The 25270-nt window shown below is 50.0% G+C and carries 30 protein-coding genes; 5 read left to right on the top strand and 25 right to left on the bottom strand.

The window, feature by feature from the left end:
* Positions 1 to 88: 88 nt before the first annotated feature.
* The 20 genes from L0M99_RS08070 to L0M99_RS07975 all read right to left on the bottom strand — a co-directional run bounded on the left by L0M99_RS08070 (position 89) and on the right by L0M99_RS07975 (position 15509).
* A complete protein-coding gene (locus tag L0M99_RS08070) occupies positions 89 to 1150 on the bottom strand; it encodes a hypothetical protein (protein WP_238128311.1) in 1062 nt (353 codons plus the stop codon).
* Between the two features lie 609 nt (positions 1151 to 1759).
* Positions 1760 to 2593: a Fic/DOC family protein gene (locus tag L0M99_RS08065; protein ID WP_238128310.1), complete on the bottom strand. Its 834-nt coding sequence runs from the start codon at positions 2591 to 2593 to the stop codon at positions 1760 to 1762.
* A complete protein-coding gene (locus tag L0M99_RS08060) occupies positions 2586 to 2846 on the bottom strand; it encodes a hypothetical protein (RefSeq protein WP_238128309.1) in 261 nt (86 codons plus the stop codon). The genes L0M99_RS08065 and L0M99_RS08060 overlap by 8 nt, the downstream gene beginning before the upstream one ends.
* Before the next feature lie 105 nt (positions 2847 to 2951).
* Positions 2952 to 3287 carry a hypothetical protein gene (locus tag L0M99_RS08055; protein WP_238128308.1) on the bottom strand — a complete coding sequence of 112 codons (336 nt, stop codon included), beginning with the start codon at positions 3285 to 3287 and terminating at the stop codon, positions 2952 to 2954.
* Between the two features lie 8 nt (positions 3288 to 3295).
* Positions 3296 to 3844 (bottom strand): hypothetical protein, encoded by a 549-nt coding sequence (locus tag L0M99_RS08050; RefSeq protein ID WP_238128307.1) that lies wholly within the window; start codon positions 3842 to 3844, stop codon positions 3296 to 3298.
* 104 nt (positions 3845 to 3948) lie between these two features.
* On the bottom strand, positions 3949 to 4227 hold the full coding sequence (locus tag L0M99_RS08045) for a hypothetical protein (protein WP_238128306.1): 279 nt from the start codon (positions 4225 to 4227) through the stop codon (positions 3949 to 3951).
* A gap of 2 nt (positions 4228 to 4229) precedes the next feature.
* A complete protein-coding gene (locus L0M99_RS08040) occupies positions 4230 to 5144 on the bottom strand; it encodes an RCC1 domain-containing protein (RefSeq protein WP_238128305.1) in 915 nt (304 codons plus the stop codon).
* Positions 5144 to 6694: a peptidoglycan DD-metalloendopeptidase family protein gene (locus L0M99_RS08035; RefSeq protein ID WP_238128345.1), complete on the bottom strand. Its 1551-nt coding sequence runs from the start codon at positions 6692 to 6694 to the stop codon at positions 5144 to 5146. Before L0M99_RS08035 ends, L0M99_RS08040 begins: the two co-directional genes overlap by 1 nt.
* A 38-nt stretch (positions 6695 to 6732) precedes the next feature.
* On the bottom strand, positions 6733 to 6909 hold the full coding sequence (locus L0M99_RS08030; protein ID WP_238128304.1) for a hypothetical protein: 177 nt from the start codon (positions 6907 to 6909) through the stop codon (positions 6733 to 6735).
* Complete coding sequence (locus tag L0M99_RS08025) at positions 6910 to 7056, bottom strand: DUF1708 domain-containing protein (protein ID WP_238128303.1); 147 nt, start codon at positions 7054 to 7056, stop codon at positions 6910 to 6912.
* Positions 7044 to 7799, bottom strand: coding sequence for a class E sortase (locus L0M99_RS08020; protein ID WP_238128302.1), 756 nt, complete (start codon positions 7797 to 7799; stop codon positions 7044 to 7046). Before L0M99_RS08020 ends, L0M99_RS08025 begins: the two co-directional genes overlap by 13 nt.
* A gap of 187 nt (positions 7800 to 7986) precedes the next feature.
* Positions 7987 to 10830, bottom strand: a complete 2844-nt coding sequence (locus L0M99_RS09950) for a VaFE repeat-containing surface-anchored protein (protein WP_238128301.1) — start codon at positions 10828 to 10830, stop codon at positions 7987 to 7989.
* 363 nt (positions 10831 to 11193) lie between these two features.
* Positions 11194 to 11709 carry a hypothetical protein gene (locus tag L0M99_RS08010; protein WP_238128300.1) on the bottom strand — a complete coding sequence of 172 codons (516 nt, stop codon included), beginning with the start codon at positions 11707 to 11709 and terminating at the stop codon, positions 11194 to 11196.
* Positions 11710 to 11734: 25 nt separating this feature from the next.
* A complete protein-coding gene (locus L0M99_RS08005; RefSeq protein ID WP_238128299.1) occupies positions 11735 to 12259 on the bottom strand; it encodes a hypothetical protein in 525 nt (174 codons plus the stop codon).
* 86 nt (positions 12260 to 12345) lie between these two features.
* Positions 12346 to 12858: a hypothetical protein gene (locus L0M99_RS08000; RefSeq protein WP_238128298.1), complete on the bottom strand. Its 513-nt coding sequence runs from the start codon at positions 12856 to 12858 to the stop codon at positions 12346 to 12348.
* A gap of 17 nt (positions 12859 to 12875) precedes the next feature.
* A complete protein-coding gene (locus L0M99_RS07995; RefSeq protein ID WP_238128297.1) occupies positions 12876 to 13211 on the bottom strand; it encodes a hypothetical protein in 336 nt (111 codons plus the stop codon).
* Positions 13204 to 13995: a ParA family protein gene (locus tag L0M99_RS07990; RefSeq protein ID WP_238128296.1), complete on the bottom strand. Its 792-nt coding sequence runs from the start codon at positions 13993 to 13995 to the stop codon at positions 13204 to 13206. Before L0M99_RS07990 ends, L0M99_RS07995 begins: the two co-directional genes overlap by 8 nt.
* On the bottom strand, positions 13995 to 14351 hold the full coding sequence (locus tag L0M99_RS07985; RefSeq protein ID WP_238128295.1) for a hypothetical protein: 357 nt from the start codon (positions 14349 to 14351) through the stop codon (positions 13995 to 13997). The genes L0M99_RS07990 and L0M99_RS07985 overlap by 1 nt, the downstream gene beginning before the upstream one ends.
* A complete protein-coding gene (locus L0M99_RS07980) occupies positions 14341 to 14661 on the bottom strand; it encodes a hypothetical protein (protein WP_238128294.1) in 321 nt (106 codons plus the stop codon). The genes L0M99_RS07985 and L0M99_RS07980 overlap by 11 nt, the downstream gene beginning before the upstream one ends.
* A complete protein-coding gene (locus tag L0M99_RS07975; RefSeq protein WP_238128293.1) occupies positions 14658 to 15509 on the bottom strand; it encodes a tyrosine-type recombinase/integrase in 852 nt (283 codons plus the stop codon). Before L0M99_RS07975 ends, L0M99_RS07980 begins: the two co-directional genes overlap by 4 nt.
* A gap of 548 nt (positions 15510 to 16057) precedes the next feature.
* Here L0M99_RS07975 and L0M99_RS07970 point away from each other — a divergent pair.
* Positions 16058 to 19513 (top strand): ZmpA/ZmpB/ZmpC family metallo-endopeptidase, encoded by a 3456-nt coding sequence (locus L0M99_RS07970; protein WP_024059770.1) that lies wholly within the window; start codon positions 16058 to 16060, stop codon positions 19511 to 19513.
* A gap of 26 nt (positions 19514 to 19539) precedes the next feature.
* Here the strand turns inward: L0M99_RS07970 and L0M99_RS07965 are convergent, their stop codons facing one another.
* Both L0M99_RS07965 and L0M99_RS07960 read right to left on the bottom strand, forming a co-directional pair.
* The gene (locus L0M99_RS07965) at positions 19540 to 19722 is read right to left on the bottom strand and encodes a hypothetical protein (protein WP_024059769.1); all 183 of its coding nucleotides are present in this window, start codon (positions 19720 to 19722) and stop codon (positions 19540 to 19542) included.
* Positions 19723 to 19922: 200 nt separating this feature from the next.
* Positions 19923 to 20594, bottom strand: a complete 672-nt coding sequence (locus tag L0M99_RS07960) for a DUF3800 domain-containing protein (protein WP_024059768.1) — start codon at positions 20592 to 20594, stop codon at positions 19923 to 19925.
* Between the two features lie 303 nt (positions 20595 to 20897).
* Here L0M99_RS07960 and L0M99_RS07955 point away from each other — a divergent pair, with 303 nt between their 5' ends.
* Genes L0M99_RS07955 through L0M99_RS07950 form a run of 3 tightly spaced genes read left to right on the top strand, consistent with a single transcriptional unit; the run spans position 20898 to position 21613 of the window.
* Positions 20898 to 21164, top strand: coding sequence for a type II toxin-antitoxin system RelB/DinJ family antitoxin (locus L0M99_RS07955; RefSeq protein WP_024059767.1), 267 nt, complete (start codon positions 20898 to 20900; stop codon positions 21162 to 21164).
* Positions 21165 to 21199: 35 nt separating this feature from the next.
* Entirely contained in the window at positions 21200 to 21322 is a 123-nt protein-coding gene (locus tag L0M99_RS09875; RefSeq protein ID WP_024059766.1) for a hypothetical protein, read from the top strand.
* Positions 21323 to 21331: 9 nt separating this feature from the next.
* Positions 21332 to 21613 carry a hypothetical protein gene (locus L0M99_RS07950; protein WP_024059765.1) on the top strand — a complete coding sequence of 94 codons (282 nt, stop codon included), beginning with the start codon at positions 21332 to 21334 and terminating at the stop codon, positions 21611 to 21613.
* Between the two features lie 18 nt (positions 21614 to 21631).
* Here L0M99_RS07950 and L0M99_RS07945 read toward each other — a convergent pair whose 3' ends face one another.
* The 3 genes from L0M99_RS07945 to lepB all read right to left on the bottom strand — a co-directional run bounded on the left by L0M99_RS07945 (position 21632) and on the right by lepB (position 23180).
* Entirely contained in the window at positions 21632 to 21886 is a 255-nt protein-coding gene (locus tag L0M99_RS07945) for a hypothetical protein (protein ID WP_024059764.1), read from the bottom strand.
* A gap of 50 nt (positions 21887 to 21936) precedes the next feature.
* Complete coding sequence (locus tag L0M99_RS07940; protein WP_024059763.1) at positions 21937 to 22125, bottom strand: antitoxin VbhA family protein; 189 nt, start codon at positions 22123 to 22125, stop codon at positions 21937 to 21939.
* 125 nt (positions 22126 to 22250) lie between these two features.
* Positions 22251 to 23180 carry a signal peptidase I gene (lepB, locus tag L0M99_RS07935; RefSeq protein ID WP_024059762.1) on the bottom strand — a complete coding sequence of 310 codons (930 nt, stop codon included), beginning with the start codon at positions 23178 to 23180 and terminating at the stop codon, positions 22251 to 22253.
* Positions 23181 to 23526: 346 nt separating this feature from the next.
* On the opposite strand from lepB, the gene L0M99_RS07930 reads away from it, so the two are divergent.
* Positions 23527 to 25200 carry a SpaH/EbpB family LPXTG-anchored major pilin gene (locus tag L0M99_RS07930; protein ID WP_283217137.1) on the top strand — a complete coding sequence of 558 codons (1674 nt, stop codon included), beginning with the start codon at positions 23527 to 23529 and terminating at the stop codon, positions 25198 to 25200.
* Positions 25201 to 25270: the final 70 nt, after the last annotated feature.

Raw genomic sequence — 25270 nt, 5'->3', positions numbered from 1 at the left:
GATAATTTTCTTGGTCACTTCTATTAAGATTTAGCGGCATGAATAGATGTTTGGAGGGCGCGCTTAGGCCGTGTATGTGGTGAGTTCTTTAGGCTCGTTCTGGCTGTGTCCACCCAACTTTCTTTTCCCACTCCGTCTTGCTGTATTCCTTGCCCTCAAGGAAGTAGCGGGCGCACGTATCTTCGGTTTTGTAGCCATAAAAAATTGCTGGACCGTCGGTGCGGTGGTAGACAGACTCGCCGTCCTTATTTATCATGTATCTTTTCACCCAGGATTCCTCGCCGGAACTCTCGAAATAGGTCAGCATATTTTCGGACGAGCATAGTATTCCTTGGTGGTCTCTAGACTCGAAGCACGCAAGCGCGTGTTCTTGGTCAAAACTAGCAAGGTATTCGTAGAGTTGCCCATCGCCATCGTCTATAACATAAGAAAGTTCTAAGCTCTTAGTTCCGTCATAAGCGTAACGCTCAGAGATGAATAATCCGCCGCCGCGTTTCTTGGCAAGCTCTGTTAAAGTCTGCCATTCTTCATTGCTTTGGTTAGGCCAAACTTTTGAGCGCTCTCTTATACGCCCGTTTTCCCACCATGTTTTTTCTGCCCAGCCTTTGAAGCCGTCCAAAGGTTCGCATTCTCGGTTTAGGAATTTTTGGGAGAGAATACTGCCTTCCTTATCGCGGTATTCCTTAACGAAACCATCATGTGTAACGTAGGTAAAACAAGTTTGCTCATTGCCAATGTTCTCTTGGCTTTTCAGCTGCCACTGTCCAGATGTAACCTTATCGTGGTTCAAGCATTCGTATTCGATTAAAGCACCGTCCGGGGTCTGTTTTACCGTCTTACCAATAGTGATTTTTCTTTGTCCGCAATCTTCCGGAGGACCCAACGGGTCGTGGGGTTTAGGTTCGGGAGAAACCAAATTAGGTTTTTCCTCAGTGGTAACACTGCTGTATCCCCTGACCGGCTCGCTGGTTAAATCTTCTCCGCTACATTCTGCGCACTCTTGAAATTGGTCGAGGGGTAATCCGCAGTAGTAGCAAGTACCGTGACTGGGACGGTAAATTCGTCTGATCCGGCGGCGTAGCCCGCGCGCTTTCGCCGCGTTTGACCAACCACTAATATCTGCACCACATCCGCACTCGCACTCTTGCATTTCAGACTCCTTTAGTTAGGACTTTGACTTTGTTTTTGCCTCACCGGGCACTGCGTAGCAGTGAACGGGAGCGTAGTCTTGTCAACCCGTAGGGCTTAGGGGAGGAAATGTGGGGAAGGTCGGGGCGCGTAGCGCGGTGACCTTGCGCATATTTGCGTACTGGTGGCCGCGCTTTGCGCGGCTTGACGAGGCGTAGCGAACGTTATAATTGGGTTCCCGGTGAGGAAAAATTATTGGGTTTGGCGGGGGTTCTAAGGCGCGTTAGCGGCGTGAATCCTGCCTAGTTGCGCCCGGTAGGGCGGCGATTGTGCTGCGTGGGTTTCGCCGCGCAGCATCCCGCGTAGCGGGTTTTCCTGCCCCGTTAGGGGTGGTAGTTTTGGGGTTTTAAGTGGCAGGCCAGATCGTACCGTTAAGGGCGCTGTGGCCTGCCCGCAAAACCCCACCGCGCGCTTCAATAGGCGCGCACAAAAGACAGCATTATTCCAGCAGCCGTCAGACGGCGGGAGGTGTGTTACCAAAATGTTAGCTAAGTATGGTTAATGCTTGGCAATACGGCTTACGGCCACAACATTTTACTTTAGAAACAGCTTAGGTGTTTTAATAAATATTTTATAAGGAGTAGCCCTTCTGGCTGTTTCTTCTTGGATTTATGGGGGGTCGTACTTGATAGGTTCGGTGTGTGCGCCGGTGCTGCGGGCTTTGCGCGCGAATTATTGGCCTGGCTGGTTGTCCTGTGTTCTTGATTTGAGTTAGGTGTTTTGCTATCACGTTTGCGATTCGGTGGTTGGATCCGGTTGCCTGACTGTAAAAACGTGCGGCCTTAAATTCGTTCATTATCCTGGGATCGTTGACGTATGCGATGGTGTTAATGTCCCATCCTGCCTCAGCTGCGAGTTGGGAGAAAAAGACAAATTGGCTACGGGTGTTGCCTTCTCTAAAGGAATGAATGGTATTAATTTCACCCCATATTTCAGCTAGTTCAGTGACGAAGCGTTCGCGGGGGAGTCCGCGCAAGTAATTATTAGCGGCAAGTTTTTCGTATTGTGCGTTAGCCGCATCCGTGAGGGCTTGTCCTGCTGGATAGTAGAAGTACGCGATTTGGGGTGCGGCGGGATCGCCTAGCGGATAATGTACAACATCTGCCCAGGATTTCGTCATGTGAGCGTTGGTTGGCGCTACACGTTCTTGCCCTGCCCACTCATAGACATCTTGAAAGATATACTGGTGTATACGTTTCATGTGATCATAGTTAAAATGGCCTGGAATTGGAGATTGTGCCAGTTGCGCGAGACGGATGTTTGTTGCCGTTTGTTCAGCCTCTTCTAATAGGTCTGGATCGGTTTGGCCGTATGGTTTACCTGGGCTGGTGAACTTGTTTCTGAGTGTAGCGGTACCGGGTATGTAGTAGTCATTCCAGGTTTTGAACTGACTGGTTTCAGTCACTTGGCCACTTGCCCATGATTTCAGATAAACGAATTCTAACGGCTTCATCGGCGCTGAGGGATTGTTCCGCTACCTGGCGCACGATGTCGCGGGTTCTAGGATCAGTTACCGGCATATCAGCAAGACTCATAGCAACGTCAGCAAATGCTATCGCCGCTTCTGCTGGGGTCGGGGCGTTGGCCACCTCGGCGTATGGTGTGAGCTGATCTTCGGGACGGTATTCAGGTTTAGTTTCGCTGGCTTGTAGTTGCATAATTTATCCTGATTATTCGGTGGAAACTATATGAGTAATTATAGCATTTACCAGGGGTTATTGCTAGTTTTCGCTTAGTTATAGTGCCGGTCGCCGTGACTACTTTTATTGCTTGAAGGTTATCTCTGTTTCGATTTGGTAAAGGCTGCAAAGTAGATATATGGCTTGGACGAGTGGTCTCATGTGTTTGTATTCTGCTTGTTCTGGGTCAAGGATGTGGGCATATATTTCCTCGTTGTCATCAAGTAGTTCGATCATGCTGCCAAGTGATTGAAGGAAGGACTCGAAGGATTCTTGTACTTGTTCGATTACTGGTTCTGGTGGCGTAGCTCTACCTGTTATCCACCTGCGTGCGGTGCGTTCTTGGACTTCAAACTTTCGTGCCAGATCAGCGGCGTTAAGTCCTAGTAGTGAAGATTGTAAAGAAAAGTCAGCTAACATGGATACTCCTATAAATCGTATTTATTGGCAATTTCCGCAAATTCGGTGCTGGTGCCTTTCGGCGCGCGCTTGTAGCGTTCGATACCTAAAACGTGGTTACCTGTGACCAGTTTTTTCCCTTTAAGGGTGTATGCCCAGTTATTTTTTACTATCGCTAACGCTGTGCGGGTGCGGAAACACCCGTTATTTCTGGTGCCGATCCATTCCTCAAATTTTATTTTGCCTTTGTAACTGGCCGGCTTGGTGTCCGCGCTTGGCTTAAAGGTTTTCATCGCTTCAAGAATGGTTTGGTCTGCGGCGTTTTCTAGGTTGATACCGTAGAAACTGGTGCGGTTGAAGTGTTTAGAGGTGTGATGCCATTCCTCGTATTGTAATAGGTAGTGTTTTAACACTTGGAGGCTGCAACTTTCTAGCTCGGCGCGTGAGAATACGCAATCTTCATAGCCTAGAACTTGGTTTATCAAGTCTTTTTTCGTCCATTTGGATATGGGGCGTAAACCGCCTGTATATGCAGCTAGTGCATTGTTGCTCATTGAATGATTAAAATATCCAGCCATTTTTAATTCCTTACTCCAGGTGGCCGGGACTTATTCCCTGACCTTCCCTACTATTATAGCAGGTATCAGCCGGTTTTACCTATTATTTAGTAGCTATTTTTGAGTTATTTTTTGCCGGGTAGGTCTAGGGGCGTGGGGTTTTGGATTTCTTGGATTATTTGCTCGGGTGTTTTCCCTTGGGTTATTAGGTTGTTAATTTGCCGCGCGCTTTTTTCGGTTAGTTTATCGCAGTTGAAGGTGGGGTCTTGTTCTTGCAGCCGGGCACAGACCTCCGCTTGTAAGGTTTCGTGGCGGGCGATGCTTGGGATATAGGGGCGGGCGATGGTGTATAGACTCATGGCGGCTAGGATCAGTACCGCAATTCTTATTAGTGTTCTTCGCATGGTTATTTTATTTCGGTAGGTTCGATGTGGGCGCTTTTTTCAGCTCCGGGTATTTCTCCTGCCCGGTTGTTCCCGAACGCTACCCGCTGCCCGGTTTTGGTTTGTGCCCAGGTGACGTACCCTGAGCTTTCCAGGGCAGTGATCTGGTCTTTGATATTTTTCGGAAGGCTCATTTTGGTGGGGGTAAGGGTCTGGCCAGTATCTTTTATTTGCCCATTTGAGGTATCTCCCCAACAGTACAGCCCGGTTTTGGTGGCCGCGCAAGTGTGGGCGGCACCTATGGTTAAGGCCGTGATTTCGCCTTTGCCGGTGAGTACGGCTGTTGGGGTAGCTGGCGTATTGCTTGGCCGTCCGGTTGCTTGCCCGGTATCGTTTTTTCCCCAGCAATACACGCTATTTGCTGTGGCGGCGCAGGTAGTGGAGCGCCCGGTGGCAATGATGCTAATCGGCTTGTGCTTAAGCTCATCTATCTCATAGCTGGTTATTTCCGCCGTGAGGGTTCCTAGTTGCCCAGTATCGTTTAGCCCGGTACAGGTGATGCCGTTGCCGTCTGTTCCTGCCCGGCAGGTAAATAGGTTAGCTCCTGCCAGGTGCGAAGAATGGATAGTGCGGGTAATTATCTTCGGTTCTGGTGGGTTTATAGGTGCTGCCGGTTTTGTGGCTGCCGCTCCGTGTACTATCCACCCGCTTGCCGCACCTAGCGCGCAGGTAGCGGCCAGGACTAGCACGGTGGCCGCGATGCGTTTTATCGGTAGGTTTTTCAGCCGGTTTTGCCGGGCTGGCCGGTATCCTAGTGCCCGGGCTTTTATGATCGCAGCTGTGCGTAGCCCGGCCTGGTTGGGGCTGGTCACGGTGATGGTGTCATCACCGGTGTGGATTTCCGCGCGTCCGTTATCGTAGATTTCTATCCGATCCATTATTTACCCTTAGTTATTCTGATGGCTTTTTGCCATTTGCCGTATTTCATATCCGCTACTTTTACAACGTCATGTTTGCGGGGTGCGTGGATGAATTTCCCGTCACCTATGAAGATTCCTACGTGGCCGGGCTTCCAAAGCACATCGCCTGGTTGTGCGGCGCTTACTGGTAGTTGGGTACCTGCGTTGGCTTGTGCCCCGCTTTGGTGGGGTAGGTTGATTCCTGCTCCTTTCGCGTATGACCATTTGACAAGGCCTGAACAGTCGAAAGTATTCGGTCCCTCGGCTCCCCATATGTAGGGTTTTCCGCGTTCGCGTAGCGCGGCTTCAACGACTTTGTTTCCTGAAGGGTTAAGTGGCGCGTCATCACCCATTAAACCGCCGCCGCCACCGGGTAGATAAGAGCAAAATCCGCTTGTAGCAGCAGCGGGATCGCTGCCTGCCTCGCTGGTGGGGGTGGCGGTTGCGCCTTTCATGAACGGTTCGGGGTTTATGGGTTTGCCGTTTTGATAGATCTCGTAATGGATATGTGCCCCGGTTACCCGCCCGGTAGCTCCGGTTAATCCGATAGGGGTGCCTTTTTGGACTTGTTGGCCAGGCTTTACCAAGAACTTTGAAAGGTGTCTGTGGCAGGTTTTCCAGGTTGCCCCCGCGTATTCGCCGTGGTTGATACACACGGTGTTACCGCCGGTGCCCTCGTATTTAGTAGATATTACGGTGCCGGGCGCGGTAGCGTATTGAGGGTTACCTGCCGCTTGGGAGTAGTCGGTTCCAGCGTGTAGGGATTGCATTTTCCCGGTGACGGGGTGTTTTCTCGGTCCATAGGGACTGGTGACGTGAAGCCCGCCGGGTGCGGGAGCATCGAATTTTCCGTCCCAAGCAGCGGGTTTTATGGCTTTTTGGATGGCAGCTTTGAGGGCGCGTGGGTTGGTGGCCGCGCCCGCGCGTACCCCCGAGCCGCTAGCTACGGTGACACTATTATTAGTGGTTGTAGCGTTCATATAAGGCATCATGCGCCCGATAGAGCGGCGAGTCTCATTAGGAATTCGCCCGTTCTTTTTAGGGGTTAGATAGGCCGGTCCCGCGTTGTGAGCGAGGATTACCAGCTGCCAATCGGGTAAAGATCTAAGGTTTGCGGGCAGATTTGTCGCGCGGGCTTTTAGAACTTTGTCTAAGTTTTCTGCTGAGAGTTTTCCGCAATTTTTCGCGTGAATGATCGGATCATAAATGTTTGGTGAACTGGGGGTTCCTCCGGTGAGGTGTCGCCATTCTTCTGTACCAATTTGGCATAGCCCCATATAGCCAAGCGAGTTACGGATGGTGGGGTTGAAAGAGGACTCGTAGTACATCATTCCAGCAAAAAAGTTCGCGGGTAGGCGGTGTCCTGCGCCTTCGTAGGCGGCTTTGACCCAAGGTATCGCTTTGGTGGGGGTTTGTCCCGCGATAGCCCCGCTAGCATTTCCGGTAATGCCGGATTCGTTTTGGGTTTGGCAGTATTGAGCGGCAGTGGCGGGTACAGCTCCGGCAAAAGATAGGAAAACAATGAGCATAGTAGCCACGCTTATTGGATATTTTTTGTGAAGGCTCATTATTTTTCACTCCTTATGCTTTGGGCAAGATCGAGGATCAATCCGACACGGATTTTCCCGCTGGCTAGGTCGCTACTGGTGTAGCCGAAGCGGCAAAGGCAGTTCCATACCTGCTGTGCTTGCTCGTAGTTCCTGCTAGGTATGAGGGCGGTTATGTGGCTAATCGGGTCAAACATTTAAGCCCCTGCCTGGTTGATATAGGCGGATATGGCAGGAAATAGCCAGAAATGACAGATGATAGCGATGATGGATATCAGGATTAGTATCTGTACGGATTTGAGGATTACCCCGCCGGGCAGGCGTGACCAGATTAGTTTGAGCATGGATTTTTCCCCGCTAGTTCTTTCGGGATTCCCGTTTCTTTGGGTACCCAGTGATCGAAAATGTTGTGGACTATGAAACGTTCAGAGTTTCCGTATTCAGGGTGGCAAGTAGTCATTGTCAGGTACGCTTGGGCTGGTTTGGAGTCATCTATCGGGTTGGGTTTGATAACTTCCAGATTTTTCGGGCTGACAATCCTGGTGGATTCTACTTTGTAGATGATCCAAGCATTTTTGGTTTCCACTATTATCGGATCGCCCGGTTTTAGGATGTCTACGCGGCGAAAGTTCGAGCCGTAAGTGCGACGATGCCCAGCTACGGAAAAGTTTCCTACCTGCCCTGGCATAGCGGTGCCCAGGTAGTGGCCGGCAGCGCCAGTGTTTAACACGGCCTGGCTGGTGCCTTCCTTAATAGGGATGGTCATGAAGTGCCAGGCAGGAACATGCATGGTTGCGAATAGCTGCCCCGAAGCTACCGGCTCTATTTCAGGTGGCGGGCTGGTTCGTTCATCGAGGGAGGTTATGTCAGGGCAGGGGGCTTTAAATTCTTCTACCGCTTGCGCTGTTTGTCGTTCTGCTTGCAGGTCAGTTACGTACAGGTTCCATAGCGTAAACGCGGCCACGAAAACACCAGCGATAAGAATTAACTCTCCGATAGCGGTAACTAAATCAAATTTTGGTTGTTGCCGATCTTTACCATCTGCTTGCTTTGCTGGCGCTGCCAGGGGTGCTGGTGTTGCTGGCATGGCTTGCCAGGTTGGTGTTGCTGGCGTTTGTTGTTTGGGGTTATTAGTAGCTCGGGTGGCTCTGGCGGCTCGTTGTTCCCGGTTGCTTGATCTTGGCGGGTAATGCATTTTGCAACAGCCTTGTTGGGGGTGGCCGCGCCAAGAAAAATGGGAGATTTTCTTGGCGCGGCCTGTTCCTATTTGTGTGTTATTGCCGTGCGCGTTTACGGGAGTAAAGCGCTACTGCTCCTGCTCCGGTGAGTGCCAGGGCGAACAGCAGGGCGATGGTGCTAGCGCTACCGGTCTTTGCTAGTACCGGGGTAGGCACAACGGTTACGGTTTGATCAACATCGTTAATCTCGTGGTGTTCTACAACATGGGTGCCTTTCGGGGTTTTACCAGTGTAAATATCCTCGAACACTACCCATTGAGTATCTGCTTTAACTTTGCAGTTCCCAAAGAAGGACACAGAAACTTTACCGTTACCGGACTTATCGGCTTTGAAGGTAACAGGTTTACCCTTCATGCAATCAACCGTTTCACCGGTTTCCTTGTTCATGAGCTTGCCGGTTACGGTGTAGGTTTCACCAGGGATCAAAGAAGTGTACTCAACAACATCGTTAATTTTAACGTTGCCATCGTTTACGATCTTATCTCCGTCCTTACCGTCTGTAGCGGTGGTCTTAGCCTTCGGGGAATAAACCGTCTGGTCTTTATCGGTAATATCGTGGTGCACGATAGGTTCTTTACCTTCGCGCAGCACGTCCTCGAAAACAACGGTAGTTTTACCGGCTAATAGCTCGGCCTTGACCGGAATATCAATCTCCACGATGCCGTTGCGGTGCGTGGGGGTGAACTTCTTGGTCGCGGTCACTGGCTTACAATCCTTGCCTTCAGTCTTTTGAGGATGATCTTTCAGGTACTTAACCAGTTCGCTAGAGATAGCTTTAGCCAGTTTTTCCTCATCAACGGTTTTCTTCGGGCTGGTCATCGAGACAACTCCTCGGCTTTCTGACACGCCAGCGCCGGTATGAGATTTAGCGTTTACGACCGCGCCAATACCTAGAATATCTTCTACGCTGTATCCAGCGTTTTCGATTATGTTGTTAAGTTCGCGGCCTTCCCCAAAGCCGGGAACAATAGAGTTCAAAGCCTTAGATGAGATTTTCCCGTCCCTAACTAGGTAATCGTATGTACCATCGATTTTGATTTTGTTAGCAAAATCGGTGACTACTTTCTGGATTTTTCCGGAATAGTCAGTCACGGTTGCAGCATCGTTGCAATCCTGGAAGGGCTTTCCGGTTGCCTTGTCCATCAAGGTTGCCTGCAAGGTGTATTCCTTGCCTGCTGCCAGCTCGCGATAGGTTACTTTATCTTTAATGGTCACCATACCGGTTAGTGGCAGGAACTTGTCCCCATCCGCCGCATCGGTGGCGGTGGTGTGGATACCAGGCTGATCCGGTACGAAAGACTCATTCGGGTCTAGCTCGCTAGTACGCAGCGGCTCTACCCGGTCATCTCCTGCAAACTCAGACACAAATACTAGGGTGCCTCGGCAGTCAATATCTTGGATATGCTCGCCGGGAGCCTCCGGGAAGTGATCCGCAATCCGGTAATCTCCGTTCTTTGCCGGGATAGTCCAAGACTTAACCGGAGTCATATCCCGGGTTACGCCTTCGGCGAGTTTGGTCTTAGAAGGTACGCAGTATAGGTGCTGGTCAATGGTCTTATGATCGGCCTTAATATCCCCGTAACCTGCAAAAGTGGTGTGGTTGCCAGGGAATCCTTCAACCTTTACCCAGTCGTTAAGGAAGAACTTAGCGTCCGAACCGGAATGTACCTTAATAACATTGTTCTTAGAGCTGATTTTACCGATAATCCGTTTAGCTTGGGTTTCGGTGGCTACGGTGTAGCCGTCAGTCCAGTTAGCGTGAATTAAGTCGGGAGTTTTCTGGCTCTTCTTGTCTACTGACCATACCCAAGTGTAAAACCCGGGTTTATCGGCTTTTACGGTCGCGGTTTTCTCGCCCGGAGCGGTGAAGGTCAAGCTAGTGGTAGCTACTGGCTTTGCGCCAGCAGGTACTGCTTGGGCTTTAGAGGGCAGGGTTTCGCCCATGTAGTAGACTGCGCCCTTATAGGTCACCTCAGTATTTTTAACCCATTCCGGGTTAGCGTACTTCGGATCAGCAAAAGCCTTAATCGTGTCGCTGATTTCACCCTTAGTAGCGGCCACCGAAGGCTCAGTTACTTTAGAGGTAGCCATAGGCTGAAAATCAAAGATAACATCCCAAGAACCACCAGGGTTTTTCCTCACTTCTGGGTCTGCTCGGTTAGCAATCATGCGCTGTTTTCCGGCTGGCCCGGTGAGCTTGGTTAAAGCGTCTCGTACTGTGTAGGCGTAGGTGAAAGAGACTTTCCCGTTTCCGGTGGCTCGCCAGTTAACCGTGATCGGCTTATTTGCGGTTTTACCCGAAAGAGTATTTTTACCACTGGCAGTAAATACCGCCGGCCCCTTAAGAGTCAACGTGTAAGGGATACCTGCGATGTGCTTGCCGGATACGTTCTTGATTCCGATGTTATTGATCGTGCCTTCGCGTTTTCCCTCGCCGGTGTGGGTGGTGGAGGTGTAAGAGTGTACCCCGGAGGCTTTGGCTTCTTGCACGTACTTGCGTGCTAGGTTAGCGGCTGCGGGGTGGTTGGCTTGTAGCCAGCCCCATACCCGGTAAATTTCCGCTTTGCTTGTTGCGGAGTTTTTGTTATTTTCCAGGTTAAAGTGGATAATCATGGAGATTGCTGCCCTGGAGTCGTTAGTATTCACGTTTTCGTATTTGTCGAGAATCCATGCTACTTGGGCAACGTTGGTGAGGTCTACGTCTCCTCCGCCGTAGTTAGTCATCGCGCCCGCTCCGGTGAGGGTTTCCTTGGTCACCGTTTGGCCGGGGGCAATAGCCAGCGGCCCCATTTCGATACACCAGGCGAGTTTTCCGTCTCCGGTTACTGATTGGTGAGCGCCTAACCAATGTTTGGGTGCTTCTCCCATAGTGGATGGCACATCATAGCCTGGTCCCGTTTTTGCGGCATGGGCGGGTGTAGGACTCGTTAGGGGTATTACTAACCCTACGATTAGGGCTAGTAGCGCTATGATTGCGCTTCGTTTTTTGGTACCAGTTATCACTGTTACTCCTTTTATCTACCGATAGATTCAAGGGAGCGTGGCTAGGCATCTGTCTCTTAGCGGTTTTGTACCCCCGGCCAAAAGGCCGGGGGTACAGGTTTTTGTATCTATTAGGAGACAGTGGAAACCCTTCACGTTCCCATATCTATAAAGAAGTCCTGGCAAAATGCTCGCCTATAAATGAAGTGAGCCAGGGGATGATCCCCTGGCTCACTTACAGTAACGATTATTTAATTATGTTTACCAGCCGTGCCACACGTTGCCGTCCTCGTCACCGCCACCTGTAATGGTTCCGTCACTTCCAACATCATTTTTCCCAAATTCCTTTTCGTAAGGCTTCGGTTTGTATCCCGAGTTAGTCTTGGCGGGTTTTTGAGGTGCGGGTTTGGCGGGTGCCTGGTATTGACGTGCCGGTTTTTTCGCCACGGAACGCGATGGGGCAGCTTTACGCGTTTGTTGCACCGCCGGTTTTTGCGCCTGTTTGACGGCTGGTTTTTGCGGTGCGGGCGTTGCCTGAGCTTGCGCCTTAGCGTCGGCCTCTGCCTTCGCCTTAGCCGCAGCTTCTTGCTTAGCTTTTGCCTCAGCCTGCGCTTTTTCCTTCGCAGCTTTCTCGTCTTTAACGCTTTGGCTACTGGTTACCGCAGGTTTTTTAGGTTCGGACTTTTTATCATTTGTACCGCCGCACCCGGTTAGACTGATCGCAATCGGGATCGTAACCAGCGCTGCCAGGATACGCTTCGTGATCTTAGTTTTCATGGTATTCATCCTTAATAAGAAGTATTTACCATACGTTTCCGTCCTCGTCTCCACCTAGGGTGATAGAGCCGTCTTTATCCATATTGTTTTTATCAATACTGACCTCACCAGGTTGGAGCTTGTATCCGTTGGTGCTCTTACCGGTGTTGGTTTTTGGTTTAGAGCTACCAGGGTTACTCGTACCAGTTTTACCGCTCTTGCTGGTTTGTTGTTTGACCGGCTTCCGAGTGGTGGGGCTCTTAACGTTTCCCTTACCACTGCTGGTGGTCTTACCTTTCACGGCTTGCTGGCTAGAACTATTAGCAGCCTTACCAGCATTCCCAGTGTTACCAGTCCTGCTAGCGTCACCAGCATTACTGGTATTGCCAGCGTCCTCAGCGTTCTTGGTAGTATCTTTTGAACCACTTTCAGCTACCTGGCTGCTGGTTACGGCAGGTTTTACCGGCTCAGACTTCTTAACGTCCTGACCATTACAGGCAGCCAAGCCCAACATCACCGGGATGGTAATAACACCGGTAAGCACACGACAACTCAACTTAGACAACATCACTTATACTCCTCAGAGGATAGGGGTCTGCTGTATCGGTTAGCCCGGCTAAAGACTAGCACCACGTATTGATAACGTTGCCCTCTTCATCACCAATTATCCCAAACATTACCCTCGGAATCACCACCACCGGTAATGTTCCCATTCTTGTCAATGCTATTCTTATCAAACTCCCTCTCACCGGGTTGGAGTTTGTATCCGGAGTTGTTACCGGTCTGAGTTTTCTTTGCCGGTTTTTTAGCTGCTGGTTTGGCGGGTGCCCGGTATTGGCGTGCCGGTTTTTTCGCCACGGAACGCGATGGGGCAGCTTTACGCGTTTGTTGCACCGCCGGTTTTTGTGCCTGTTTGACGGCTGGTTTTTGCGGTGCGGTCGTTGCCGGAGCTTGCGCTTTAGCGGCGGCCTCGGCTTCTGCCTTTGCTTTTGCCTCAGCCTGGGCTTTTTCCTTCGCAGCTGTCTCGTCTTTTACGCTTTGGCTACTGGTTACGGCAGGTTTTACTGGCTCGGACTTTTTAGCATCTGTCCCGCCGCACCCGGTTAGACTGATCGCGATAGGGATCGTGATTAGCGCTGCCAGGATACGCTTAGTGGTCTTGGTTTTCATGGTTATCTTTCCTTTATTTACTTGGTCGGGTCAGAGTTTATGGGACCGGGAGGAATACTACCTGGGGGTAGCTGCTCATAAACCCTTCCATTGTTATGTTCTAATTCTACTTGGTTTGTTTGAGTTTTAATAGCTGTCTCAATCCATTTCGCCCAGGATAACTGGTGGATTGGCAGGGTTTGCAGCCACGCTTGCCTAGCCCGTCCCACGATTTCAGCATCTAGCCGCACTGTGATCTTGGTTTGCCTGACCGCTTTAGCGGCTTGCGGTTCTGTGCGGCGCATTTCGGTTGCCTGCCCCGGTTTGGCGGGGGTTAGTCCAGCGAGTTTAGATCGCCTGGGCGTATTATTCATGGTTATCTCCTTTCACTTGTTGATATATTTCTTGATATTTTTCTTGCAGGTCTGTCGTGTTTGCTGCCCATTGGTCGAGTCCTGATCCGCACTCCACACAGTCGGATATGACGGCTCGTTTAGGGATTGGGGGTTGCAGGATTTTAAACCCGCCTTGTTTGGAGGCTGTCCGTAGCGCGTCTACCCAGTAGGTTCCGGCTCTGGTTCTAGCTTCGTGCTGGTTAATGAGCACTCCCGCTAGGGTGAGGCCGGGGTTTTGGGTTTCCCGTACCGCGTTCATGGTTTCTAGCAGGCTGGCAAGCCCGTTAGTAGACCATTGCTTTGAGTGCGTCACGATAAGGGCTGTGCTAGCTGCTACTAGGGCGTTTATCAGTAGGGAGTCTAGGGATGGCGGGCAATCAATAAGGCACAGGTCGTACCTTTCGCGCACGCTATCTAGGGCTTTGCGGAGCCGGTTTTCACCCCCGATCCGGGATAGCAGGATTTCATCTCTGACTACTCCTAGCGCATCTCCAACTGTGGGTACCAGGTCAGCGCCTTCCCAGATGGTGTGGGTGATTACCTCGGGCAGGGTTTGCGGGGTGCGGGTAGAAAGCGCGTCTGCAAGGCCGATAGTGTCCTCAGCCAGTAAGTCTGGGGTGAGGGCGCTGGTTAGGTTTCCTTGCGGGTCACAATCAACCACTAACACTTTGCTGCCAGCTAAAATAGCGGTGCGGGTCAGGTGGAACGTGGTGGTAGATTTACCGACTCCGCCCTTCTGGTTACATATAGCGATAGTAATCATTACGGTTGTCCTCCAATCGGTGTGGCGTTTTCGATTTCATGTTTGGTTTTCTCCTTGGTGATGCTTTGGATATTCTCGATTTGCGTCAAAATCGCGCCTAGCTGCCGGATATTCTGGTAGTGAGCTATCGCCCAGCCCTCCAGTCTGTAAGCCGCATCTAGCAAGGCGTTTAATTTTTCTATGCCCGTCTGAAAATCCCGAGGAAAATCTTCGAGAATGCCTTTTAGCTCGCCTAAGGCAACATCGGATTCTTCGCGACAAGAAATGATTTCGTTCTGATAGCTTTCTATACCCCAAAGGTTGGAAAGCGCGTCATCTATCAGTTTTTTCTTAGTAGCCATTTTTTTAGTAGTCATTTCGTGGTTTCCTCCTTGGTGATGGTTTGGATATTGCGATTACTTTTCGTGCAGCGTTTACTAGGCGTGCCTCCGCTCCGAATCTTTCTTTCATTTCTGCCCTGGCGGGATTATTTGTTAGCGCTTGTTGTAGCAGGTTGGCTGATATTTCCCAACCGGTTGTGCTCTCCGCTTTGGCTGCTTTGGCGTAGGTTAAGGCTTGATATAGGTCGCGCGCGGCGTTAGCTTTTTTCTGGCGGGTTGTACTAGATAGCCAAGCGGTGATTTGGGTTTGAATATTGTCATGGGTTTTATTGTCTATTCGGATCATTTGATTGCTTCTTTCAGTAGTTGATCGGCCTGTAAAGGCGTAGCGGTTAGGGCTTTTAATGCTTCGACCTGGTCTGTTTGAGAAACATGGATATACCTGGCGGTAGTGTTTGCTGACTCGTGGCGCATGAGGGTCTGGATCACGAACATCGAGGTACCGGTTTGTAATAGCTGGGTAGCGAAGTAGTGTCGTAGCTGGTGAGCGGTAGCGTTTACCCCGGCGCGCCGCATATTGGTTGCGATACACCGGGACACAGCGTGAGAGTCTTGCGGTTGGCCAGGATGATCGGGATGGTGGAAGAAGTAGCCGTTGCCTACATGGATTTTCGCTCTCTCTAACAGCATGGGATGTAGCGGCAAAGTAACAGTCTTATTGCCTTTTCCGTGGATAGTGATTAGCCCGTCAGCAAAGTTAAACCAGTTCTCGTGTAACCTAGCTATTTCTGATACCCGCAACCCGGCATAGGCTGCGAAAAGAATCTTTGAGCGGGTATCGGTGCGCAGCGGGTAGTCAAGTATCTGCTTTAACTGATTCGGGGTGATAGCCTCCGGACGCTTTAGCGGCTCTTTCGGGCGTTTAATCTGGTCAGTAGGCGGATCAAGCCTGAACTTGATTCGTTTAAGATGCTCATAGAAAGCGTAAAGATGGGTGAAGTAGCAGGCTTTAGTACCTTGATCTTCAAACCTGGCCAACCATTGAACTATTACTTGCGCGGTAGCGGTTTCGACTAAGGCTCCGGTTTGCCGCTCAAACTGATTCAGCAACCTTACACGCTCTTTTACGGTGCTCGGGGATAGCCCTTCGGCCTTCATAGTTACTCCCCACTCATAAATCATTTTCTCGCTCATTCGATAAAGCCCTTTCTGTATCCACGGGTACATCCGAAAGTGGATGCACCAGCAATAACCAGAATGAACAGCAACACCAGCGTTACAGGCGTTACTGGCTTTGCGGGCGTTGCGGGTAATGATGGCAGTACCGGCGTAGCTGGCAGTGCCAGAGTTGCTGGCAATAGGGGTAAAAAAATGTGAACTTTTGTCGATTGTTCGATAACAAACCCGCTGTGAACAGCTAATACGTTCAAGTACTTGGGATCAGAAGGTTGCAGGTTCGAATCCTGTCGAGCGCGCCAAACCCCGTCCTCGTTGTGATCCAGCGGTGACGGGGTTTTTCCAATTTTCTTTTATCTGACTGTGATTATTGGGTGGTTATCTGAGGTATTAGCCCTAATGCCAGAAACTGTTTAATGCTCAGATCCATGGCAGTGAGCTGTTTTTAACAGTTTTAGGTTTTTGTCCATCAATTTATTGCATCACCCAAGGTCGCTGGGGGATACTTGCGTAAGTAAAAAGTCTTTATGGATTGAAATTGTCACGTCGAACAGTATTGGGGAAACATGAGGGATTATTCTGTTCTATTCCGTGGAAAGCTCGCGCAGAGCGTAGCTAAACTATTGGCTTTAGCCTTTGCAACCGCCTTAACCCTCACCATCGCGGGTTCGGTGAATGTTTCCCGTGCTTATGCTGCAGATGCTTTAGGGGATCAACAGGTTCAGCAAGTAGGGCAGCAGGTTCTCGCTGACCTCCAGCAAGTTGATTTTCGCGACAAAGCCATCAGGGACAAACTTGCAAAGACCAATTTCACGGGAACCGAGAAACTAAACAAAAAAGTTGCGATTTGGAAGGACAATAAAGATAAGTATCCTTCCCTTAACGATGTCCCGGAAGAGGTAGTGCTCCAGGCGCTACAAGAAGAGTACTTGCTTGCTTCCGATATGGAGGGCGCATTTAACCAGATCAAAAAGGATTTACCAACAATCCTCCCGCTAATGATAAAAGCAGATTCCCAGGTAGCTGCTGCCGGGAAGAATAAAGACGTCGCCTACTATGTGGACGCCATTAAAAACGATACTGCTGGTTTCCTGATTGGCGCTGCCTATCTGCAACGTAACTATGGTTTCAACATAAAAGAGGGCGCGACGGTTGCCCGCCAGCTGATGACGGAAAATAATGCTTTCGGGAAAGAATACGCTCCTCTGGATGTAGTCAAAGCTATTGGGCAGCAGAGCGCCGACCAGCGCAAAATGCTGTCTACTCCTAAACTGTTTAAAGAGGTTTTGGGTGGGAAGATAGCTGACCAAACCGATTTAGGGACTTTCCTAAATGACCAGGTGGCCAAGACCGGTAAAAAACCTGCCGATTGGTTTTGGAAAACCTCTAAAGCAGTAATTTTTGAAAAGAAGTCAAAGGCAAACCCTACTGCTCCCTATCGGGTATTCGATAAGCTCAAGAGCGAAGCAAACGGTCAGGCGGAGCTACTTGCCCTATTGAACGTGTCAGAAAACTCTCTGTATGTGGTTTCGACAGTCGAGTCCATCATGTATGGTCTGACCGATACCTATGTAAATCGCGCGCTCAAAGACGCTGATCCCGATGCCTATCATGCAGAACTAGAAGCTTTTGAAAACAAAGTCGAATATGCTGCTGAACGCCAAGCCGACTATTTGGATTTTTGGTATCGCCTAGCAAAAGAGGATAAACGCGCCCAACTGGTAGGTAACCGCCGCGTATGGGACAACCAGCAGATTAAGAATCCGAATGAGAATTCTGCTGCAAAACGGTGGTCGCCTAAACAGGGTGTTGGGGTTGCCAGCGGAGTTAAAGAGTTTATGACACCGTTAGGCTACTACTTTACTTTCACGCAGGCAGATGGAGTGGCCGACATCAATAGCGGGCAGATTCACTACTGGTTAGCCAATGGTCTAGATGATCGCGGGCTGACTACCTATGCCCATGAACACACCCACCAAATGGCGAATCAAGTTCATTTTGCGGGATATGGTCAGCGTTCCGGCGCGAGTGCCGAACTGATTACTCGAGGCGTGTTCGAGCCTTGGCATCAGAACGATCCCACTGATAAAGGGGCAAACTTCGACCTCAACCAAATTTTTGACCGCAGCGATCAAAACCCTTACGGCAATAAAACCCCTGATCGTTTCCAGACGCCCGATGATTTGAAAACCTATTACGGCAACCAGATGGATTTAATCTATACCCTGGATTATTTAGAAGCTGAGGTAGCTTTATCCAAAGATGACGCCACCAAAGCAAAGCTGTTCAATAAAGCCACCTTGGTCGACAAGAACGAAAAGTTTGACAATATCACTGTCGATGAGGCAAAAAATCTTAAAACAATCAACGACCTGGTAGATATGAACGCGGTTGCCTACCGATTCATGGTTGAGGGGCAAAAGGTAACCGGGACCGCTAAATATAACGGCTACTACGCGATTCCCCTATTTACCCCGATTTATGGAGCGCCCCATAATCCCAATGGGATGAGCGGAGATATCCATACTAAGCGCCTAAGCTGGGAAATGCTTGCGGCATACGGCTACTACGAGGGTATGGTTCCCTACCTGTCTAATCAGTTAAAACCAGGCAACGTCGCGCAAAATACTCAGTTTAGCGACGACGTGATTATTTCTAAGGTGAGCGGCGGTACTTACCCCACTATGGCGGCTTTCAAAAAAGCTCAATATGCCGAGCGGATCGCTAAGAAAGATACCCTAAAACCAATCACTATTAATTGGGAGGGAAAGACCCAGCAGATTACCACCTACGCTCAGCTCAAAGAGTTGATGGATGCTGCTGTGGAGGACGACCTCAAAAATAATCGCCTGCTCCCATCTGGCTGGTACAGCAAACTGCCCACGAAAACAAAGGTGGAACAGTTAAAGAGTGCAATTTTCTTAGCGTATAAAACTAACACCAACGAGTTTGCTACCAACATCTATAAAGACGCGCCCAAGACCTACACGGTCAGTTATAACTTTAAAGATTTCGACGCCCTCCCCGAGGACGTGCAAAAGCTGCTACCAACCCCGCAAACCGATATTGCTGCTGGTAGCAGTGTGATCTTGGCTCAACCAGGGAAGAAGCAAGTGATTACCGATAAGGGGATCTATGACTTCAAGGGCTGGGAACCTAAGACCATCACTAATATTGCTAAAGATGAAACGGTTACTGGTACCTGGACTTTCACTGCCTATGTGACCCCGAAAGCCCCCAGCAGTCTAGATGAAGACTTTACTGAAGGCGGGAATGAATATATCGGCAGCTACACCTTGCCTGAGGTAGAGGGCGTTGAATACCTGGTAGACGGGAAAGTAGTTACCGGAAAGGTAAATGTCAGTCCCAATCAGGCTGATGTGAACGCTCCGGTGACGGTTACCGTAACCGCCAGGGCAAAGGATGGTTATAGCCTGAAACCCTCCGCTACGTCCTCGTGGGAATTTAGGTTTACCCGCGTGAGCGACAAAGAACGGTACGAGCCGTTCGCTGACCCGATTTCCCTGACAGTGGGAGATACGCTTCCGCTGCCTAAAGATGTAGTTAAGTTCCCGGATACTCCCGGTCAGATGCCTATCGATTTGGATAAAGTGAAGTTCGCGTGGAAAGCGCCGACCCCCAGCACGGACACAGTCGGTAAAATCAAGGGAATCATCACAGTTACTTATGCTGATGGTAGCAGTGAAGACATCACCGTGAAAGTGATAGTGAAGGCTGACGAGCATCCAGGTACCGATCCTACTGAACCCGGTACGAAGCCAGGTGGAGATATGCCTGGAACCACCCCTAACCCTGATACCGGTAAACCGGAAACTAAACCTGCGGGTGAGGGTGCTTCCTCGCCTAAACCGGGTCAGAGCGCTCCGGCAACGGCAGGGAAGAAACCGGCATTATCTAATACCGGTTCTGTGGGACTGACCGCGTTAGCACTTCTCGCTTCCCTCAGCACCGCGGGCGCGTTGCTGCTTATCCGTAGACGCAAATCTGCGGAAAAGCGGTAACTAACTGTGCTGCGGGATTGGGGAGTTCATCCCTCAGGTGAAAGGTGAATTCCCCAATCCGAGTGGTTTTGGGTGGGGTCTACGGTGTCTAGGTAGTCAATAACTTGCTTTTTCGCGTCAGCTAGTTTTTCAACCTGAGTGTACTGGTCAGGTGCTATTTTCAACTCCCAGCCGTTCTCCCATGGAGTTGCCTTAACGGAGATTTTCATTTTTACTCCTTGCTAGTGTTTTAAGAACGCTCCTTGTCACTCCCGGCAATAGTTGTTTGGTTCTGACGATTACCGATTTTATCTGACCTTTCGTCCAGACCTCGTGATCTCCCTTACTTGGTCGCAATCCAGCGGTGACGGGGTTTTTCAATTGCTAAAACAGATCATAAACGTAAAAGACGGAATTAATATCTGAAGTCTTAGAGTAGTTTTTTCCTAATTTTTTTCAAATAGTTTTTCTTAAAGCTTCCTAGCGCTCCGAAAAACCTCGTATCGGTGTTCGTTTGCTCGCGTGCGGAATACTTTATTGCGGTCAGCTCGAATGTGTAGATGAGATCAGCGGCTTGCGCCAGCCGATATTCTTTAGGTCCGGCGTTTCGGTAGGTAATGGCATTCGTGTAGAGTGCGTATTCAATCGCATCATGCAAAACGCGTGTAACAGTGCTTTGTCCATCGTCATAGTAAACCTTGACGGTAGTGAACTGTTGAAAATATGCAAGATTGTCAAAAATGAGGTTAATGAGGTCTCTGCGCATTCGCGCCATGAGATTCTCGTGACTGGAGAACTGGGTTTTTTCGTAAGCTAACGTCCAATATCTAATAGGGAGATGCTGCAACATAATGAAAAATGATTGCAACAAACGTTTTCTCTCTTGGATATCCAATCCCTTATATTCGTCCTTGCCGTTCATCAAAGGAGAAGCATGCAAGGGAATGTCGGGAAGTTTCTTATTTATCAAATCCTGCTCGTAAAGCCTTATAGGAGTAGCTATGTCGCTGCGTTGCTCATGGAAAACCAGTGTCAGCAAATAGTATTTAGACTCGGAGCCTTCTTCACCTGATTCGTCTGCGAACACACTAATCTCAAGCATGATTCCTCTGGTATTAAGGAAATGCCGGGGGACAACCCCCGGCTCCTGGAAGCCCTTCCTAAGAAAGACCACTTTCATTATCCGTTAACTGTGCTGGTATTTTCAAGTGAACGGCGTATCTTACGTATATTGGGCGCGCCAATCCCCGTCCTGGTCGCAATCCAGCGGTGACGGGGTTTTTCAATTCCTAAAGCACGCCCCAAGCCTGGTTTAATAAATAAAAACACCATAAACAATAAATTAAATCTCTTGTCTTTTTATTTATTTATTCATAAAATAGTTTAGAGAAAGGGGTGGATAGAGATGACTACCAACACCGTTAATGTCAATTTCAAACTTAAGGCAGACGATAAACGTCTGATGGAAAGCGCCTGCCGGGAACTTGGATTGTCCATGAGTGCGGCGTTCACAATTTTTGCAAAAAAAGTTGGTCGTGAGCGCCGGATACCGTTTGAGGTCTCGGCTGACCCCTTTTACTCTGAAGAGAATCTTTCCCGTCTCAAGAAGGCGATTGACGAGGTCGAAGCAGGCAGGAAACAGCTGGTTCCGCATGATCTGATTGAAGAATAAAATCATGCGAATTGTGTGGAGCGAGGAGGGCTGGGATGACTACCTTACCTGGCAGGCTCGCGCAAATGGTTGCAGTTGAGGACGACCAAGGTAGGTGGCGAATATTTCATGCTATGACCCCGCCTACCAAAGCCTTTCTTAAAGAACTAGGGATGTAAGGAACAATGATGAGCGATTTTACTGCCATAGATGGCAAAAGAATCACCGATCAGAAGCTAGCGGCCTGGGAACAGGAATACGCACAAGGTACGTTCCCGGAGGGCGAAAAGAATCTGAGCCAGGTCATCCACGGCTCACCGCGCTCTTTAAGCGGAGAGGGAAGTGAAACCCTATCGGTAAAAATACCGGTAGCCATGAAAAGAGCGCTGATCGCAACCGCGAAAAGACAGCAACTAACTACCAGTGAACTGGTGCGTATCACGCTAGCCAAATCACTTGCCCAAGCATAATGCTCATCCCTGCCGCGACTAATGTTGCTTGTCCAGAATCTCGGATAAACGAATTTTTACTGCTTCATCGGCACTGAGGGATTGTTCTGCCACCTGGCGGACTAGGTCGCGGGTTCTAGGGTCAGTTACCGGCATATCGGCAAGATTCATCGCAACGTCAGCAAATGCAATCGCAGCTTCTGCCGGGTTAGAGCAGTTCGCGACCTCAACGTACGGGGTTAGCTGATCTTCCTGACCGGATTCCGGCTGGGGCTCTCTGTCTTGTGGACGCATATTTTTCTGATACCTACATCTCTAGCGAGGATGCTAACCGTCAACATTGGTCACTTGGCTGCGCTCTCTGAATCTCTTTTCATGATCCGAGTCTTAGTGCGTTCGACCAATTCGTCAGCGTTTATAGTTCCCTTAATATATTCGTTGGCAGCATCCAAGAAATCAGAAGATACTGTCTGATCTTCAAGCTCGGCGGAATGGATGGCTCTGGTAACATTTCCGCGTCTGGTTAGTTGCATGACTTATCTCCATTCCCCGATGAATGCTGCAAACTAATTATAGTCCCTACCAGAGGTTACTGTTAATTCTACGTGTATTTACTCTTAGTGTGAGGGCGGAAAAGGCTGATCCCCGAGCAGCAGCCCTAACGAACCCCGCCGAAGTGGGATAGGGGCCAGACGATTAGCATGGCTTTACCAACAACCTGATCTTCGGAGACGGTACCGATGGCTTTGGTGCGGGAATCAAGTGAAATGGAGCGGTGATCGCCCAGCACGAAGTAGCGGTGTTCGGGCACTTGGTAAGGGAATTTAATATCGGTTTTCCCGATTTTGCTGCCCTTGACATAGTTTTCCCGCAGGGGCTTCTTGTTGACCACGATAGTGCCGTCCTCGCGCATATCTATCCAGTCACCGGGTTGCCCGATTACCCGTTTCAACAGCACCTTGTTGTTGTAGTAAAAAGCGATAATGTCGCCGCTTTGGAAGCTGGAGTGGCGACTGGCGACCACCAAATCCCCGTCTCGCAGGGTAGGGGTCATCGATTCACCCCGGATTTGCAGCACCGACATAAAGAAAGTCGCGACCAGAATCCCGACTGCGCTCACGACTATGATCACTTCCGCTATCCGCACCAGCAGGCGAAAGGCGGGGCGGGCACGCAGCTTTTCCCACTGGGTTTTTATTTTAGAGGTGGCGTTGGCTATTTTTTCGCTCTGACCCTGGTTTGCAGCAGTCGACTTAGCCTCAGTCTGCGGGGAGGCTTTATCTTCCTGAGGAGGACGAGGGGCGGGCGATAACTCCTTTTCCTCGCTATTTTCCTGCCCCTTCCGGCTATGATTCACCGCCGCAGTCTCGCTATCTGAGAGCTTGCGGGGATCCTCCTTAAGGGCGCGACGCGGCTCAAAATGCCGGGGTTTGGCTGGGGGTTCTGCCTCTATCAGCGGCTCTCTTTGATTCTCCTCTGGGTTCTCGGTCGGGATTTTAAGGTAGGAGGAAACGATGTCGCTAGTTTCGCTACGTTTTCGGCGTTCAGAGCGTTTTGGCAGGCCAGAAGCGGGTTGAAAATCGCCCATTAAATACCTCCGCTTGCTTTGCTGCCTCTTAGTGTACTTTAGCGCTTGTTTCTGTAATGGTATGGCATCTTTACTGCTGCCCCTGCAATATCCCCTAAAACTTAAGGATTGCTAGTCGCGGGGGCAGGAATTTCTTAGTTTACAGCCTGACAGTTACTTGCAAGAGTTGATTCGTGTTCAGCGCAGCCTGGCAGATTGCGGGAGGCAGGCAAATGGGACTTCGGTTCCTATGCGAAAAAAATATTAAACTGATACCATGTTCATGTTGCTTTAATTTAAGAGGGTTAATGCAGCTGTGTCCCTGTTTGAAAATTTTAAGTGCAGAAAGCACGGGAAGTGAGGAATAATGGGCACTCCTATTAGAAATTATTCACGTGGGGGGGGGTTCAGTAGACTTTTTGCTGGCCTCTTCCTGCTACTGGGCATGATTGCAGCGTTGTCGCTGTCCTTTGCTCAGTTAGCGTCGGCATCTCCTCTGCGTCCTGCCGGCAAAAACCTTGATAAGACCTGCGCCCCGGAAATTACTATTACCGCACAAGAAGGCGACCATACTTACGGCGCTTATCAACTATTTGATGGTAATGTTTCCGGCGGAAAACTAACCGATATTAAATGGGGCACCGGGATTGATTCTGCTGCCCTGCTGGCTGAGCTAAAAACCAGCACCATTGACGAGCTGAAGGCGGTAACTACTGCTCCGCAGTTAGCAGAGAAGCTATCGAAGCTGGAGAGCTCCAAGGTTATCGCGTTCTCCAAGATCGCCACGAAGCATGTTACGGGGACTGCAAAAACCTTTACCAAATCTGGTGAGGCTGCTCCTTTCTCCTACAAAGCAACCTTGGGCGAAGCTGATCACGGCTACTACCTGGTGAAAGATACCGATAATAAGGCTGCAGCGCTCACTTCCCCGATTCTGAAGGTCGCGGGTTGTACTGTCAACGTTGAGGCTAAGGGCTCGGTTCCTACTTCTACTAAGAAGATTAAGGAAGACTCCACTGATAAATGGGGCGATACCGCTGATCTCGATGTGGGACAGGAAGCTCCCTTCAAACTGACCGGTACTATGCCCAGCAACATTGCGGACTTCACTACCTACAAATATGGTTTCAAAGACTTCATTTCTAAGGGCTTTACTTTGCGGGAGGGCTTTGACGCTACAGATCTCACCGTAAAAATCGGAGATAAAAAAATAACTCCGGATACGGTAAACGTCACTGATATCACCGATGATACCCACGGCGCTGAATACAACGGCGGTAAGCAGATCGAAATTATGTTCACCGATCTGAAAGCCACAGCGAAAGCCGCGGGCGTTGACCTAACCGCAAGCTCGGAAGTCACCGTGGAATACACCGCGAAGGTTAACGAACAGGCCGTGATTGGTGGTAAGGGTAACCCCAACAAGTCCCTGGTTGTTTATCAAAAGGACGTTACCGATGGTGATGGCTTGGGAGAAACCCCGGAAGACGAAGTCTGGGCTTTCACCTACCAGCTGGATACCACCAAGGTTGACTCTGCTAATCCCGAAACCAAGCTAAAGGATGCGCAGTTCCGTCTCTACAACTCCGACAAGACCAAGAGCGCCGAGATCAAGGATAACAAGATTGTTAAATGGGTTGACGGCGACGCGGGCACGGTAATCACCACCCCCGAAGGTGGCGTCTTCAATATCGCTGGTCTGGATGCCGACACCTACTACTTGAAAGAGATCAAGGCTCCTGCGGGCTACAACCTGCCGACAGGGGACGATGCCTACTTCAAGTTCGTTATCGCTGCCAACCTGACTGTGGGCGATGATGGTAAAGGCAAGATCGAGTCTCTGACCATCACCCCCGGTAAAGGACAGGCTGCCGATGGTGATATTTCCAACGGTAAAGTCGAGATGAACATTACTAACACCTCCGGTTCCACTCTGCCTGAAACCGGCGGTATCGGTACTGCCATCTTTACGGTAGTTGGTTTGCTAGTTATGGCCGGCGCGGCAGGCGCATTCGTCTGGCGGCGCAAGCAAAACAGTTAAATAGCATAATCATCCGATCATGAAGGCAAGCATGGTCGTGTGACCAGAGAATCTTTTCTCTGGTCACACG

The sequence above is a fragment of the Varibaculum cambriense genome, assembly GCF_022133705.1.
In the GTDB taxonomy this organism is placed as follows: domain Bacteria; phylum Actinomycetota; class Actinomycetes; order Actinomycetales; family Actinomycetaceae; genus Varibaculum; species Varibaculum cambriense_A.
This window is presented reverse-complemented; position numbering and strand designations above follow the sequence as displayed.

Excerpts from the sequence above, each read along its gene's own strand:
- lepB (WP_024059762.1), bottom strand. The coding sequence starts at position 23,180 with ATGGGCGATTTTCAACCCGCTTCTGGCCTGCCAAAACGCTCTGAACGC.
- L0M99_RS07940 (WP_024059763.1), bottom strand. The coding sequence starts at position 22,125 with ATGCAACTAACCAGACGCGGAAATGTTACCAGAGCCATCCATTCCGCC.
- L0M99_RS07960 (WP_024059768.1), bottom strand. The coding sequence starts at position 20,594 with ATGCTTGAGATTAGTGTGTTCGCAGACGAATCAGGTGAAGAAGGCTCC.
- L0M99_RS08060 (WP_238128309.1), bottom strand. The coding sequence starts at position 2,846 with ATGCAACTACAAGCCAGCGAAACTAAACCTGAATACCGTCCCGAAGAT.
- L0M99_RS07970 (WP_024059770.1), top strand. The coding sequence starts at position 16,058 with ATGAGGGATTATTCTGTTCTATTCCGTGGAAAGCTCGCGCAGAGCGTA.
- L0M99_RS07955 (WP_024059767.1), top strand. The coding sequence starts at position 20,898 with ATGACTACCAACACCGTTAATGTCAATTTCAAACTTAAGGCAGACGAT.
- L0M99_RS08030 (WP_238128304.1), bottom strand. The coding sequence starts at position 6,909 with ATGTTTGACCCGATTAGCCACATAACCGCCCTCATACCTAGCAGGAAC.
- L0M99_RS08035 (WP_238128345.1), bottom strand. The coding sequence starts at position 6,694 with ATGCTCATTGTTTTCCTATCTTTTGCCGGAGCTGTACCCGCCACTGCC.
- L0M99_RS08000 (WP_238128298.1), bottom strand. The coding sequence starts at position 12,858 with ATGAAAACCAAGACCACTAAGCGTATCCTGGCAGCGCTAATCACGATC.
- L0M99_RS08020 (WP_238128302.1), bottom strand. The coding sequence starts at position 7,799 with ATGCCAGCAACACCAGCACCCCTGGCAGCGCCAGCAAAGCAAGCAGAT.
- L0M99_RS07990 (WP_238128296.1), bottom strand. The coding sequence starts at position 13,995 with ATGATTACTATCGCTATATGTAACCAGAAGGGCGGAGTCGGTAAATCT.
- L0M99_RS08010 (WP_238128300.1), bottom strand. The coding sequence starts at position 11,709 with ATGAAAACTAAGATCACGAAGCGTATCCTGGCAGCGCTGGTTACGATC.
- L0M99_RS07945 (WP_024059764.1), bottom strand. The coding sequence starts at position 21,886 with ATGCGTCCACAAGACAGAGAGCCCCAGCCGGAATCCGGTCAGGAAGAT.
- L0M99_RS08025 (WP_238128303.1), bottom strand. The coding sequence starts at position 7,056 with ATGCTCAAACTAATCTGGTCACGCCTGCCCGGCGGGGTAATCCTCAAA.
- L0M99_RS07985 (WP_238128295.1), bottom strand. The coding sequence starts at position 14,351 with ATGACTACTAAAAAAATGGCTACTAAGAAAAAACTGATAGATGACGCG.
- L0M99_RS08070 (WP_238128311.1), bottom strand. The coding sequence starts at position 1,150 with ATGCAAGAGTGCGAGTGCGGATGTGGTGCAGATATTAGTGGTTGGTCA.
- L0M99_RS07995 (WP_238128297.1), bottom strand. The coding sequence starts at position 13,211 with ATGAATAATACGCCCAGGCGATCTAAACTCGCTGGACTAACCCCCGCC.
- L0M99_RS07950 (WP_024059765.1), top strand. The coding sequence starts at position 21,332 with ATGAGCGATTTTACTGCCATAGATGGCAAAAGAATCACCGATCAGAAG.
- L0M99_RS09875 (WP_024059766.1), top strand. The coding sequence starts at position 21,200 with ATGACTACCTTACCTGGCAGGCTCGCGCAAATGGTTGCAGTTGAGGAC.
- L0M99_RS07930 (WP_283217137.1), top strand. The coding sequence starts at position 23,527 with ATGGGCACTCCTATTAGAAATTATTCACGTGGGGGGGGGTTCAGTAGA.
- L0M99_RS08050 (WP_238128307.1), bottom strand. The coding sequence starts at position 3,844 with ATGGCTGGATATTTTAATCATTCAATGAGCAACAATGCACTAGCTGCA.
- L0M99_RS07980 (WP_238128294.1), bottom strand. The coding sequence starts at position 14,661 with ATGATCCGAATAGACAATAAAACCCATGACAATATTCAAACCCAAATC.
- L0M99_RS08040 (WP_238128305.1), bottom strand. The coding sequence starts at position 5,144 with ATGGATCGGATAGAAATCTACGATAACGGACGCGCGGAAATCCACACC.
- L0M99_RS08055 (WP_238128308.1), bottom strand. The coding sequence starts at position 3,287 with ATGTTAGCTGACTTTTCTTTACAATCTTCACTACTAGGACTTAACGCC.
- L0M99_RS07975 (WP_238128293.1), bottom strand. The coding sequence starts at position 15,509 with ATGAGCGAGAAAATGATTTATGAGTGGGGAGTAACTATGAAGGCCGAA.
- L0M99_RS08045 (WP_238128306.1), bottom strand. The coding sequence starts at position 4,227 with ATGCGAAGAACACTAATAAGAATTGCGGTACTGATCCTAGCCGCCATG.
- L0M99_RS07965 (WP_024059769.1), bottom strand. The coding sequence starts at position 19,722 with ATGAAAATCTCCGTTAAGGCAACTCCATGGGAGAACGGCTGGGAGTTG.